This is a genomic window from Nocardia sp. bgisy134, assembly GCF_965341865.1.
In the GTDB taxonomy this organism is placed as follows: Bacteria; Actinomycetota; Actinomycetes; order Mycobacteriales; family Mycobacteriaceae; genus Nocardia.
This window is the reverse complement of record NZ_CBDQZP010000001.1, coordinates 487,763-499,916: the sequence shown is the minus strand read 5'-3', so window position 1 is coordinate 499,916 and position 12,154 is coordinate 487,763. Positions and strand designations below refer to the sequence as shown.

The following is a 12,154-nucleotide window of genomic DNA, read 5'->3' as shown; positions in this document are numbered from 1 at the left end:
AATAGACCTCCCGGTCCAGGGAATTTCCCCCTATTTCGCGGGAAATACCGGCATGACGGTCGGAACGCCCATCCTGACATGGCACAATAGGCCCCATGCGCGCATCGGGAGTACGACTTGTGGCACGTCGCCACGTCGACTACAAGCGCGTCTGTAGCGCCTGCTGTCTGCCCGGTTCTCACCGGTAGCTCAGCGGCGCCCTTTCCGGGTCTCCCGGCGACTCCCATCGCATCGGTCCGCTGACACCGCGGGTGTGAGCCAGCCCCTCACGCCTTCAGCACGGATGTACCACCCACCCAGCAGGAGCGACCTCATGACGTCGAGTACCGACGCCGGTCCCAGCGATCAGCCGACCCCGAGGCAGGCGCGTCCCGAACGCCCGGCCTCCGAGCGCCGTGTACGACCGGACCGCCCGCGGCCCGAGGCGTCGACGGCGCCGCGCGCCCGCACCGGCAAGCCCGTGCGCCGCAAGTCCGAGGGCCAGTGGGCCCTCGGCTACCGGGAACCGCTCAACCCGAACGAGCAGAGCAAGAAGGACGACAACCCGCTCAACGTCCGCGCCCGTATCGAGAACATCTACGCCAAGGGCGGCTTCGACAGCATCGACAAGGCCGATCTGCGCGGCCGGTTCCGCTGGTGGGGTCTCTACACCCAGCGCGAGCAGGGCTACGACGGCACCTGGACCGGCGACGAGAACATCGACATTCTCGAGGCCAAGTACTTCATGATGCGGGTGCGCTGCGACGGCGGCGCGCTGAACGTCGCGCAGCTGCGCACGCTCGGCCAGATCTCCACCGAGTTCGGCCGTGACACCGCGGACCTGTCCGACCGCGAGAACGTCCAGTACCACTGGATCGAGATCGAGAATGTTCCGGAGATCTGGCGCCGCCTCGAAGAGGTCGGCCTGCAGACCACCGAGGCGTGCGGCGACTGCCCCCGTGTCGTGCTCGGCTCGCCGCTGGCCGGTGAATCGCTGGACGAGATCATCGATCCCACCCCGGCGATCCAGGAGATCGTGCGCCGCTACATCGGCGACAAGCGGTACTCGAACCTGCCGCGCAAGTTCAAGACCGCGATCTCGGGTCAGCAGGACGTGGTGCACGAGATCAACGACGTCGCGTTCGTCGGCGTGGAGCACCCCGAGCACGGCCCCGGTCTCGACCTGTGGGTCGGCGGCGGCCTGTCCACCAACCCGATGCTCGCGCAGCGCGTCGGCGCCTGGGTCCCGCTGGACGAGGTGCCGGACGTATGGGAGGCCGTGGTCTCCCTGTACCGCGACTACGGCTACCGCCGCCTGCGCACCAAGGCGCGGCTGAAGTTCCTGATCAAGGATTGGGGCATCGAGAAGTTCCGCGAGGTGCTCGAGGAGAAGTACCTGAAGCGCAAGCTGATCGACGGCCCCGCGCCCGAGCAGCCCGCCAAGCCGATCGATCACGTGGGCGTCCAGCGGCTGCGCAACGGCCTCAACGCCGTGGGCTTCTCCCCCATCGCGGGCCGCGTCTCCGGCACCGTCCTCACCAAGGTGGCCGACGCGGTCGAGAAGATCGGCGCCGACCGGATCCGCTTCACCCCGTACCAGAAGCTGATCGTGCTCGACGTCGCCGACGACAAGGTCGAGCAGCTCATCACCGAACTGGAACCGCTCGGGTTGCAGGCCCGTCCGTCGATCTGGCGGCGTAACCTGCTGGCCTGCAGTGGCATCGAGTTCTGCAAACTCTCCTTCGTCGAGACCCGCAAGCGCTCCCAGGTGCTCGCGCCGGAGCTCGAGCAGCGCCTCGCCGACGTCAACGCCCAGCTCGACGTACCGATCACGGTGAACATCAACGGTTGCCCGAACTCCTGCGGCCGGTCCCAGATCGCCGACATCGGCTTCAAGGGCCAGCTGGTGGACGACGGCGACGGGAATCAAGTCGAGGGTTTCCAGGTTCATCTCGGCGGCAGCCTCGGACTCGACAGCGGTTTCGGCCGAAAGCTGCGCCAGCACAAGGTGACCAGCGCCGAACTCGGCGACTACATCGAGCGCGTGGTGCGCAACTTCGTCAAGAACCGGAACGCGGACGAGCGGTTCGCCCAGTGGGCGGTCCGCGCCGACGAGGCCGACCTGCGATGAGCATCGAATCGTGACTCGGCTGACGGGAGATCAACTGTGACAACCAAACTCGCCGACAAGCTCGCCGAAGACGAGCTGCGGGCGATCGCCGAACGCGGCGCGGCCGAACTCGGCCCCGACGCCTCGGCGCTCGACCTGCTGCGCTGGACCGAGGAGACCTTCGGCTCCGGCTACATCGTCGCCTCCAACATGCAGGACGGCGTGCTGGTCCACCTCGCGGCGCAGGTCCGCTCCGGTGTCGACGTGCTGTTCCTGGACACGGGCTATCACTTCGCCGAGACCATCGGCACCCGCGACGCGGTCGAGGCCGTGTACGGGGTGAACGTGGTCAACGTCCGCCCGGAGCACACCGTCGCCGAACAGGACGAACTGCTCGGCAAGGATCTGTTCGCGCGCGACGCGGGCGAGTGCTGCAGGCTGCGCAAGGTTGTGCCGCTGAAGAAGTCGCTGTCGGGCTACAACGCCTGGGTCACCGGCATCCGCCGGGTGGAGGCCCCCACCCGCGCCAACGCACCGCTGATCTCCTACGACGAAGCCTTCGGCCTGGTGAAGATCAACCCGATCGCACCGTGGTCCGACGACGAGATGCAGGCCTACATCGAACAGCACGGCATCCTCGTCAATCCCCTGGTGGAGGAGGGATATCCGTCCATCGGCTGCGCTCCGTGCACACGGAAGCCGGAGCCGGGATCCGATCCGCGAAGCGGCCGTTGGGCCGGCCTCGCCAAGACCGAATGCGGGTTGCATCAATCATGACCGAGACCATCAGAAGTGAACGCTCTCTTGGCATCACCGACTTCGACACCCTCGCGGCGTTGGAGTCGGAGGCCATCCACATCTTCCGCGAGGTGGCGGGCGAGTTCGAGCGGCCGGTGATCCTGTTCTCCGGCGGCAAGGACTCCACCGTGCTGCTGCACCTGGCGCTCAAGGCGTTCTGGCCCGCGCCGTTGCCCTTCGCGCTGCTGCACGTGGACACCGGCCACAACCTGCCCGAGGTGCTGGAGTTCCGCGACAAGGTGGTCGAGAAGTACGGGCTGCGCCTGCACGTCGCCAGCGTCGAGGACTACCTGGCCGATGGCAGGCTGACCGAGCGCCCGGACGGCATCCGCAACCCGCTGCAGACCGTGCCGCTGCTGGACGCCATCTCCGAGAACCGCTTCGACGCGGTGTTCGGCGGCGGCCGCCGCGACGAGGAGCGCTCCCGCGCCAAGGAGCGCATCTTCTCGCTGCGCAACGCCTTCGGCCAGTGGGACCCGAAGCGGCAGCGCCCCGAGCTGTGGAACCTGTACAACGGGCGGCACGCGCCGGGCGAGCACGTGCGCGTGTTCCCGCTGAGCAACTGGACCGAGCTCGACATCTGGCGCTACATCGCCAGGGAGAATGTCGAACTCGCGACCATCTACTACGCGCACGAGCGCCCGGTATACCAGCGCGACGGCATGTGGATGACGCCGGGCGTGTGGGGCGGCCCGCGCGAAGGCGAGGTGCTGGAGACCCGCTCGGTGCGTTACCGCACCGTCGGCGACGGATCCACCACCGGCGCCATCATTTCCGACGCGGCCGACAACGAGGCGATCCTCGCCGAAGTGGCCGCGTCCCGACTGACCGAACGTGGTGCGACCCGTGGCGACGACCGGGTGTCCGAGGCCGCGATGGAAGACCGCAAGCGAGAGGGTTATTTCTGACATGTCCGACCTATTGAGGCTGGCCACCGCCGGTTCTGTCGACGACGGTAAGTCCACCCTGGTCGGACGGCTGCTCTACGACACGAAATCCGTACTGGCCGACCAGATCGACGCCGTCACCCGCGCGTCGGTGGACAAGGGTCTGGCCACCCCGGATCTCTCGCTGCTCGTGGACGGGCTGCGCGCGGAGCGGGAACAGGGCATCACCATCGATGTCGCCTACCGCTACTTCGCCACGCCCAAGCGGTCTTTCGTGCTCGCGGACACCCCCGGGCACGTGCAGTACACCCGCAACACCGTGTCCGGCGCGTCCACCGCGCAGCTGGTGATCCTGCTGGTCGACGCGCGCAAGGGCGTGATCGAGCAGACCCGCAGGCACGCTGCGGTGCTCGCGCTGCTCGGCGTGCCGAAGCTGGTGCTCGCCGTGAACAAGATCGACCTCGTGGACGACGCCGCCACGGTGTTCGCCGAGATCTCGGCCGAGTTCACCAAGCTCACCGGCACCCTCGGCTGGGCGCCGGAGGACGTGCTGGAGATCCCGGTCTCGGCGCTGCACGGCGACAACATCGCCAGCCGGTCCTCGAACACCCCGTACTACGACGGGCCTTCGCTCATCGAGCACCTGGAATCGGTGCCGGTCGACGCCGACAACACCGGCGCGCACACGCTGGGTCTGCGCTTCCCCGTGCAGTACGTGATTCGCCCGCGCACCGCCGAATACCCGGACTACCGTGGCTACGCGGGTCAGATCGCGGCCGGTTCGGTGGCGCCCGGCGACGAGATCGTGGTGCTGCCGTCCGGCGTGCGCACGACCGTGGAGCGGATCGACACCCCGGACGGCGAGCTCGCCGTCGCGCAGGCCGGGCGCAGCGTGACGCTGATCCTGACCGACGAGGTCGACATCTCGCGCGGTGACATCATCGCCGCGGTGTCCGACGCGCCGGAACCGATCGACAGCTTCGACGCGACGGTCTGCTGGCTGGGCGACAAGCCGCTGCGCCCCGGCGCCCGGCTGCTGCTCAAGCACGGCACCCGCACCACCCAGGCCATCGTCGGCGCGCTCATCGAGCGCTTCGACGAGCAGCGGCTCGCCGCGGACCCGAACCCGGAAGCGCTGGAGCTCAACGACATCGGGCGCATCTCGGTGCGCGTCGCCGAGCCGCTCGCGGCCGACGACTACCGGGCCAACCGGCACACCGGCAGCTTCCTGCTGATCGACCCGGCCGGCGGCAACACGCTCGGCGCGGGCCTGGTCGGCGATGTGCTGACCGCGGTCGAGGTCGGCACCGAGGCCTGAGATGACCGACGTGTTCGCCTCCCGCGGCATCGGCGCGCAGCCGATGCCGCCTGGCGACCGTCGATTCTCCGCGCCCGCGTTGATCGCGGTCGCGCACGGCAGCCGCGATCCGCGTTCGGCGGCCACCATGTCGGCCGTGGTCGCCGAGATCGCCGCCGCCCGGCCCGATCTCGACGTCCGCCTCGCTTTCCTCGATCTGAGCGCGCCCTCGGTCGAGCAGGTGGTGGACGCCGTTGCGGGTCAAGGGCATACGCATGCCGTCGTGGCGCCCCTTCTGCTGGGCAGCGCCTTTCATGCACGTGTCGACCTGCCGGGGCTGCTGGACGAGTGCCGCGCCCGGCATCCTCGTCTGCGGCTCACGCAAGCGGACGTACTCGGCCCCGACCCGCGCCTGATCGACGCGCTGCGGGACCGTGCGCTCGATGCCCTAGGGACTTCCACGACCGTCCCGGCGGACCGCATCGGCGTAGCGGTGGCTGCCGTCGGCTCGTCGTCTTCCGCGGCGAACGCCCGCACCGCCGCGGTGGCTCGCCGCCTGGCCGCCCGCACCGGCTGGCACACCGAGATCTGCTTCGCCACCACGGAACCCACGGTGCACGAGGCGGTTTCCCGCCTGCGCGCATGCGGCGCGGACCGCGTCCTCGTCGCGCCGTGGTTCCTCGCCCCCGGCTTGCTCACCGACCGGTTGACGGCCGCAGCGCCGGAACTGACGCACGCCGACGTCCTCGGCGTCCATCGCGCCATGGCCGAGATCGTCTGGGACCGCTACGACGCGGCGCGGGCGGCCGCCCTCCCGCTGTCCGCCTGACTGGCGGCACGGCACGCACAGCGCCACCGATGGTCTTCGACCGCCCACCCACCACGGTGCCGTCGCCCTGAAGAGCCTCCCCTGACTGGTCGACTTCACCTCGACGTTCCGCTCGATCGCGTCGGCGACGACACCGCGCGCAGGACACCTGCCGCCCGTAGTTCGTTCGCGGGCCATGTACCGCGGTCGCCGACCTCCCGACGGCCCCAGCCCGGCAAGTCGCACGAGAATCGCCGCCGATCCGGCCGAACCCGAAATGCCGAGTCCGTCAGCGTCTCTCACCCAGCCGTTCAACCCGTCGAGTTCCGGAATCGCCACCACCGAATGGCGCCGGCACCGCGTTCTGACCGGTCACCGGTCGTTGGACCTCGAACCGCCATCACGACCCGAACTGCCGCCGCTCGAATCCCTGCGGCGGGGTGCTGATGGCGGATTATCTGATGGCCCTGTGGCTCGCGGGCCGGTCCACGCTGGCCGACGCGGTCGCGGGCATGTCGCGTCTGCACGCCCCCATCTGGGTCGGCCTGGCAGGGCTCGTCGTGAGCGGCTGCTTTCTCGAACCGAATCTCGACTCCGGATCGACCCGCACGAAGATGGTGCTGATTCTGCTGCTGACCCTCAACGGATTACAGGCCACCATCCTGAGCAGACGCCTGGCCCACCAGGTTTCGGTCAGACTGCCGACGAAGTTGCTCCTATGGGGCGCCGCCTCCGGAACGATCTCCCAGGTGTGCTGGTGGGGCGCGATCGCCATCGGATTCTGGAACGGGCAACACTGACCGGCCGACATCCCATCGGTTCAGCTACGCCGAAGCCGCACGCCCCGTAGCTCTTTCACGACAGCAGCCGGTCGATGATCCGTCGTGCCGTCTGCACCTTGGTCTCGTCGCCGAGTTGCCGCGCTGTGCTGACCGCGCTCATGAGCGCGTCCAATTCGAAGGCGAGCGCGTCCGCGTCCCGGTCGGCCAGTTCGCCCTGATCCTGGGCTTTGCGAATTTCTTTGGTCAGGAAAGAGAGCCAGTCCTCGCGGTCGGCGGCGATCGCGTCGTGCACCGGGCCCGGCCTGCTGTCGAATTCGACCAGGGTCGCGGTGCGGAAGCAGCCGCCGGGAAAGACCGGTTCGGTCACGTGCGCGAACCAGCGATCGACCAGCGCGCGCAGTCGCGGCACACCGCGCGGCACACCGACGGTCGGCTCGATCACCTGCGCCACGAACACCTCCCTGGCCGCCTCCACCGCCGCGAGCTGGAGAGATTCCTTCGAGCCGAAGAGTGTGGCGATACCGCTCTTGCTGATCCCGAGGTCGGCGGCCAATCGCCCGATGCTCACACCGTTCAGCCCTTCGACGGACGCCACGTCGGCGGCGTGCCGGGCGATCGACGCCCGGGAGCGAGCGCCCTTGACCAGGCGCTGATCGGTTGTCGTCTCGGCCATGCCCCCATTCTTCCACCGAACGCTTGCAAATACGAACGATCGGTCGTACTTTGATTGTACGAACGGTCGTACGTTTTGTTCTCGACTTCCGAAGGATCTCCCATGACCGAGGTGTCCGCACGGACCACCGCCAGTCCCCCCGCCATGAGCGCCACCGCCACGCTGCTGATCGCGTGCGGCGCGGCGTTCATCGCCTTCCTCGACCTGTCCGTGGTCAACATCGCCTTCCCGGCCATCGCCCGCGACTACTCCGATACCGCGACGACGACGTTGACCTGGGTGGTCAGCGGTTACGCCGTCGCGTTCGCCGCCCTGCTCACGCCCGGCGGCCGGTTCGCCGACGCGCTCGGGCGGCGCAGGCTGTTCCTGATCGCGCTGGCCGGTTTCGCGCTCACGTCATTGCTGTGCGGGCTCGCGCCGAACGCGGCCTGGCTCATCGCGGGCCGGGTGCTCCAGGGCGCGACGGCCGCGCTCATGGTGCCCGCGGCACTGGGGCTGGTGCTCGGCGTGACACCGCGCGAACGGATCGGTGCGGCCATCGCCGCCTGGTCGGCCGCGGGCGGATTCGCCGCGGTGGTCGGACCGGCGATCGGCGGCGGTCTGGTGGAGGCGTTCGGCTGGCGGTCGGTCTTCGTGATCAACCTGCCGGTCGCGCTCGGGCTCATCCTGCCCGGCTTGCGAATTCCGGTGACCGACCCGCGGCCGGCAGGCAACGCGCTGCCGGATCCGGTCGGCACGGCGGCCGTCGCGCTCGGGTTCGGCGGTGTGGTCGCCGGAGTCACCGAGGGGCAGCGCTGGGGGTGGACCTCGCCGGGCACGCTGGCCGTCCTCGGCGGCGGCGCCGCGCTGTTGGCCATCGCTCTGGTGCGCTCGGCGCGGCACCACAATCCGGCCATCGCGGTGGAGTTGTGGCAGAGCAGGCCGTACGCGCTGGCCAACGCCGCGTCGTTCGTCTTCGGTGCGGCGATGTTCGCCTGGCTGCTGTCCGGACCGCTGTTCCTGGACGCGATCTGGGGATATTCGGTGCTCGGCTCGGCCGCCGCGCTCACCGTCGGCGCGGTGGCATCGATGGTGAGCGCCACCCTGGCGGGACGGGCCGCCACCCCCGCCGCGCGCCGCTGGGTCGGGGTGCTCGGCGCGCTGATGTTCACCGGAACCCTCGTCTGGATGAGCACCGACGCGTTCGGGCCGACACCCGCGCTGTGGTCGGCCTGGATTCCCGCCGGGGTGCTCGGCGGCGGCGGTGTCGGCATCGTGGTGACGGTGCTCGGCACGGCCGCGGCGAGTTCGCTTCCGCCACAACAGTTCGCGGCGGGCATCGGCATGAACCTCACGGCGCGCCAGGTCGGCGGCGCGCTGGGCGTCGCCGTGCTGGCCGCGGTGTTCGCCGCCCACCCCGGCGACCCGCTCGCCGGCTTCCACACCCTGTTCGCGGTCTGCGCGGGCATCGCCGCGGTGGCGGCCTGCCTGTGCGCCATACCGACGCGGCAGCTCGATCCGGCCGCGACCGCCGTCACCGACTAGGAGTCACCATGACGCACAACGACATTCACACCGAAGCCGACGACCCGATGCTGCTGGCGCCCGACGCGGCCCTGGAACTGCTGGCGGGCGCGCCCTGGCGGCGCTTCGCCGTCCTGGGCGACTCCATCGCCCGTGGCGTCGGCGACCCGAGCCCCGGATACGAGACGGCCGGGTGGGCCGATCGCCTCGCCGCCCTGCTGACCTCGGTGCGGCCCGGCCTCGCCTACCTCAACACCGGACGTATCGGGGCGACGACCGCGCAGGTGCGCGACGAACAACTCCAGCGGGTGCTGGAGTTCGAACCCGACCTGGTGCACGTGAGCTGCGGCGGAAACGATCTGTTCCTGCCCGGCGGCGACGTCGACCAGGTGCGTGCCAACCTCGACGGACTGTTCGCCGCGGTGAGCCGCGGTGGCGCACAGGTCATGACGTTCACGGTGGCCGATGTCTGGGAGGTCGAGCGCATGGCGCCGATGCGGCCGATGCGCGACCGCATGGCGGTACTCAACGACATCGTCCGGGACCTGGCCCACCGCTACGACGCGGTGCTCGTCGATTTCTGGGACCACCCGCTGCGGCTGCGGCCCCAGGTCATGAGCGCCGATCTCATCCACTTCACGACCAGCGGGCACGCGGTGGTGGCCACGGAAATGGTGCGGGCGCTGAGCGCACGAATCCTCGCCGACACCGCCGCCAACTGAGCCTCGAGGCCGTCGGCAACGAGCTCGGCCGTGTCCCAGGGCTTTTCACCCCGGGGCACGGCCCGGTTCACACAGTTCTCGCGAGACCGCGTTCAGCTCGCGATCAGGGCAGCGTCTGCGGCACCAGCTCCGGCATGACGACGCCGACGAGTATGCCGACGAGCGCACCGACTACCGCGCCGTTGATCGCTCCCACGATGGCGCACGGCACCGCCATGACGATGAAGCCGGGCAGGCACGACACCGCGCTCATCACACCCGACCCCGTCGCGCCGACGACCGCGCCCGCGGCCGCGCCGTTGGTCAGCGGATCGGAGTTCATCGCCTCCGGATTCGTCGCGATCCAGTCGAGCGGAAGGCTCGCGCCGACCTGCAAAGGCGCGGCGACCTGCTGCACGATCGGCGCAGGCGCCTGCACCGGAGCCGCCTGCGCCGGGGCGGCCCCGACGAACGCGAGAGCGGCCGCCACCGGCAGCGCACCCGCGATCAGCTTGCGAACCGCGTTCTCGAAGGTCCTACGGACCATGATGCTTCCCGCCTCTCATCGACCCGTTGTGCATGGAATGTCCTTGCAGTACATGACCGCTCCCCTCCCGGATGCCGGGTCCGGACGATCGGCCGGTCATCGCCTTCGCTCCCGATCGAAAATCGGGCGTCGCGGCTCAGAACACGAATTGCTGCCCATAGCCCGTCGTCTGCACGATGCCGTTGCGGGCGTCGGCGCGGACGGTGATGAACGGCATGGCCGATGCCGGGGTGAGGCATCCGTTGATGTTCAGCGCGGTATTGGAGTGCGCGAAGGTGAAGGGGAACAACGAATCCTCGTCCAGCGTCGACTCGGCGATCACCGCCGCTGTCACGCTGCCCGGGTTGATGGACACGGTGATCTCACCACCGAGTTCGCTGAAGACGCCGAAGGTGACATCCCCGCCGAGATCGATGCCGAGATTCCCGCCGAAATCGACAGCGACCTGGTCGCCGACGGTGACACCGAACGGAACATTGAGACTCAGCCCGAGAAGTCCGGTCGTGACATCGACATTGCCGCCCACGGCGGCCGCGATGCTGACGTCGATGCCATCGGAGATGTCCACCGCGCAGCCGATCAGATATCCGGCGATGAGCTTCCCCCTGCGCAGCGCCGAGGCTCCATCGAGGGAGGTCGAGAAGTTCCCGGACACCTTGGCCGAGTGCGAGAACGGGACCCCCAACGCGAGATCACCGGTGGACTTGACAAAGTTGGCATCCACCGACGCGACCAGGTGCATCCCGCCGGAGTCGACCTCCCCCGGCTCGGCGCGGGCCGCGCTCTGAACACCGACGGCGCCGGCGACGACTACCAACACTGTGGTGATCGCGGCCAGAACAGGTGAATGCTTGCGATTCATAACGCTCCAGTCGAATCTGATCGAAACGAAACTTTCACAAACGAACTCGCACGCCGACCGTCGTCGCTGATCCTCTTCGGCGGGTGCGGACGGGCATTCCAAATATCGCTGTAGCTCAGCGCTGGTAACCGTACAGCAACGGCGAGTCGCCGACGAAACCGGCGCGCGGTCGGAGCGGGGAAATGGAATGGGCGTCGAGCGCACGGGCCCGGCGAACTCGGACAAACCGGAGAACCGTGGTCGCAGGATCGTTTTCGGTCATTCGGCGGTCCCGTACCGTCGCACCAGTTCCGCGCCCAGCCGCGCGAGTTCCTCGCACACCTCCGGCGGTCCGAGCACCTCGATCTCCGCGCCCCACCCCGCCAGCTGCTGAGCGATCATCCGCGGCGTCGGCGCGGTGATCCGGACCTGGACCCGGCCGTCGGCGACCGGGCCGTCCACCTCGCAGTGCCTGCCCTGCTGATCGCGCAGCACCGGGAGCAAACTGGGGGCGATGCGGGCGGTGGCCGACGTGGCCGCGCGGCGCCGCTCCATCGCGCCGACCACTTCGTCCCAGGCCGCCGACAACTCGAAATCGTCTGGGCGGCGAAAGGTTTCGTCGGACAGCTGGGCGTCGGCGATCCGGTCCACCCGGAAGGTCCTGCTCCCCTTCTCGGTGCCCGCGATCAGATACCAGATGGCGTCCTTGTCGACCAATCCCCACGGGTCGACCATCCGCGTCGTCTTGGCGCCCGCCCGCTCGTACTCCAGCCCCACCCGTCGCCGCTGCACGACCGCGCGCTGCAACAAGTCCACCACGCCGGGCCGGTTCCGGTCGCGCTGACCCCAGCGCGCCGGATCGATGATCACGGCGTCGGCGGCCGCCTGGGCGTCCGCGCGGAACGTCTGCGGCAGCGCCCGAACCAGTTTGCGCAGTGCCGATTTCACCTCCGGGTTCGCGCTCGCGGACGCGCCTGCCAGCAGGAACAGCGCCCTGGCCTCGGGTTCGGACAAACCGCTCAAATCCGTCCGAGCCCCGCCGACGAGGGACCAACCGCCGCCGCGGCCCTGCTGCGCATACACCGGAATGCCCGCCGCGGAGAGCGCCTCCAGATCACGCCGCGCCGTGGCCACGGAGACCTCCAGTTCCGCGGCGACCTCCGCGGCGGTCACCCTGCCGCGGGCCTGCATCAGCAGCAATGTGGCCACCAGACGATCCGCTCTCATA

At 69.3% G+C, this 12,154-nt stretch carries 13 protein-coding genes; 9 read left to right on the top strand and 4 right to left on the bottom strand.

Annotated elements, in window-relative coordinates; all coding sequences use genetic code 11:
• Positions 1-95: 95 nt before the first annotated feature.
• The 7 genes from ACRWNM_RS02165 (at position 96) to ACRWNM_RS02135 (ending at position 6,679) form a co-directional block, all read left to right on the top strand.
• Positions 96-188 (top strand): Ms4527A family Cys-rich leader peptide, encoded by a 93-nt coding sequence (locus ACRWNM_RS02165; protein ID WP_355000761.1) that lies wholly within the window; start codon positions 96-98, stop codon positions 186-188.
• Positions 189-313: 125 nt separating this feature from the next.
• Positions 314-2,110, top strand: coding sequence for a nitrite/sulfite reductase (locus ACRWNM_RS02160; protein WP_431962870.1), 1,797 nt, complete (start codon positions 314-316; stop codon positions 2,108-2,110).
• Between the two features lie 36 nt (positions 2,111-2,146).
• The gene (locus ACRWNM_RS02155) at positions 2,147-2,866 is read left to right on the top strand and encodes a phosphoadenylyl-sulfate reductase (RefSeq protein WP_431962868.1); all 720 of its coding nucleotides are present in this window, start codon (positions 2,147-2,149) and stop codon (positions 2,864-2,866) included.
• Positions 2,863-3,795, top strand: coding sequence for a sulfate adenylyltransferase subunit CysD (cysD, locus tag ACRWNM_RS02150; protein ID WP_141812355.1), 933 nt, complete (start codon positions 2,863-2,865; stop codon positions 3,793-3,795). Before ACRWNM_RS02155 ends, cysD begins: the two co-directional genes overlap by 4 nt.
• A 1-nt stretch (position 3,796) precedes the next feature.
• Complete coding sequence (locus tag ACRWNM_RS02145) at positions 3,797-5,092, top strand: sulfate adenylyltransferase subunit 1 (RefSeq protein ID WP_431962865.1); 1,296 nt, start codon at positions 3,797-3,799, stop codon at positions 5,090-5,092.
• 43 nt (positions 5,093-5,135) lie between these two features.
• Complete coding sequence (locus ACRWNM_RS02140) at positions 5,136-5,900, top strand: sirohydrochlorin chelatase (RefSeq protein WP_431963573.1); 765 nt, start codon at positions 5,136-5,138, stop codon at positions 5,898-5,900.
• A 425-nt stretch (positions 5,901-6,325) separates the two neighbouring features.
• On the top strand, positions 6,326-6,679 hold the full coding sequence (locus tag ACRWNM_RS02135; RefSeq protein ID WP_431962863.1) for a hypothetical protein: 354 nt from the start codon (positions 6,326-6,328) through the stop codon (positions 6,677-6,679).
• A 55-nt stretch (positions 6,680-6,734) separates the two neighbouring features.
• Here the strand turns inward: ACRWNM_RS02135 and ACRWNM_RS02130 are convergent, their stop codons facing one another.
• The gene (locus ACRWNM_RS02130) at positions 6,735-7,334 is read right to left on the bottom strand and encodes a TetR/AcrR family transcriptional regulator (RefSeq protein WP_431962861.1); all 600 of its coding nucleotides are present in this window, start codon (positions 7,332-7,334) and stop codon (positions 6,735-6,737) included.
• 102 nt (positions 7,335-7,436) lie between these two features.
• On the opposite strand from ACRWNM_RS02130, the gene ACRWNM_RS02125 reads away from it, so the two are divergent.
• Together ACRWNM_RS02125 and ACRWNM_RS02120 are read left to right on the top strand one after the other, a co-directional pair.
• The gene (locus tag ACRWNM_RS02125) at positions 7,437-8,858 is read left to right on the top strand and encodes an MFS transporter (RefSeq protein WP_431962859.1); all 1,422 of its coding nucleotides are present in this window, start codon (positions 7,437-7,439) and stop codon (positions 8,856-8,858) included.
• A gap of 8 nt (positions 8,859-8,866) precedes the next feature.
• Positions 8,867-9,559 (top strand): SGNH/GDSL hydrolase family protein, encoded by a 693-nt coding sequence (locus ACRWNM_RS02120; RefSeq protein WP_431962857.1) that lies wholly within the window; start codon positions 8,867-8,869, stop codon positions 9,557-9,559.
• 103 nt (positions 9,560-9,662) lie between these two features.
• Here the strand turns inward: ACRWNM_RS02120 and ACRWNM_RS02115 are convergent, their stop codons facing one another.
• The 3 genes from ACRWNM_RS02115 to ACRWNM_RS02105 form a co-directional block, all read right to left on the bottom strand.
• A complete protein-coding gene (locus tag ACRWNM_RS02115) occupies positions 9,663-10,085 on the bottom strand; it encodes a hypothetical protein (RefSeq protein WP_431962855.1) in 423 nt (140 codons plus the stop codon).
• A gap of 136 nt (positions 10,086-10,221) precedes the next feature.
• A complete protein-coding gene (locus ACRWNM_RS02110; RefSeq protein ID WP_431962853.1) occupies positions 10,222-10,947 on the bottom strand; it encodes an MspA family porin in 726 nt (241 codons plus the stop codon).
• Between the two features lie 258 nt (positions 10,948-11,205).
• A complete protein-coding gene (locus ACRWNM_RS02105) occupies positions 11,206-12,153 on the bottom strand; it encodes a helix-turn-helix transcriptional regulator (protein WP_431962851.1) in 948 nt (315 codons plus the stop codon).
• Position 12,154: the final 1 nt, after the last annotated feature.

What these genes read in the sequence shown, in the direction of transcription:
- ACRWNM_RS02110 (WP_431962853.1), bottom strand. Translation starts at nt 10,947, where the DNA reads ATGAATCGCAAGCATTCACCTGTTCTGGCCGCGATCACCACAGTGTTG.
- ACRWNM_RS02120 (WP_431962857.1), top strand. Translation starts at nt 8,867, where the DNA reads ATGACGCACAACGACATTCACACCGAAGCCGACGACCCGATGCTGCTG.
- ACRWNM_RS02145 (WP_431962865.1), top strand. Translation starts at nt 3,797, where the DNA reads ATGTCCGACCTATTGAGGCTGGCCACCGCCGGTTCTGTCGACGACGGT.
- cysD (WP_141812355.1), top strand. Translation starts at nt 2,863, where the DNA reads ATGACCGAGACCATCAGAAGTGAACGCTCTCTTGGCATCACCGACTTC.
- ACRWNM_RS02165 (WP_355000761.1), top strand. Translation starts at nt 96, where the DNA reads ATGCGCGCATCGGGAGTACGACTTGTGGCACGTCGCCACGTCGACTAC.
- ACRWNM_RS02105 (WP_431962851.1), bottom strand. Translation starts at nt 12,153, where the DNA reads ATGAGAGCGGATCGTCTGGTGGCCACATTGCTGCTGATGCAGGCCCGC.
- ACRWNM_RS02125 (WP_431962859.1), top strand. Translation starts at nt 7,437, where the DNA reads ATGACCGAGGTGTCCGCACGGACCACCGCCAGTCCCCCCGCCATGAGC.
- ACRWNM_RS02115 (WP_431962855.1), bottom strand. Translation starts at nt 10,085, where the DNA reads ATGGTCCGTAGGACCTTCGAGAACGCGGTTCGCAAGCTGATCGCGGGT.
- ACRWNM_RS02160 (WP_431962870.1), top strand. Translation starts at nt 314, where the DNA reads ATGACGTCGAGTACCGACGCCGGTCCCAGCGATCAGCCGACCCCGAGG.
- ACRWNM_RS02130 (WP_431962861.1), bottom strand. Translation starts at nt 7,334, where the DNA reads ATGGCCGAGACGACAACCGATCAGCGCCTGGTCAAGGGCGCTCGCTCC.
- ACRWNM_RS02140 (WP_431963573.1), top strand. Translation starts at nt 5,136, where the DNA reads ATGCCGCCTGGCGACCGTCGATTCTCCGCGCCCGCGTTGATCGCGGTC.
- ACRWNM_RS02135 (WP_431962863.1), top strand. Translation starts at nt 6,326, where the DNA reads ATGGCGGATTATCTGATGGCCCTGTGGCTCGCGGGCCGGTCCACGCTG.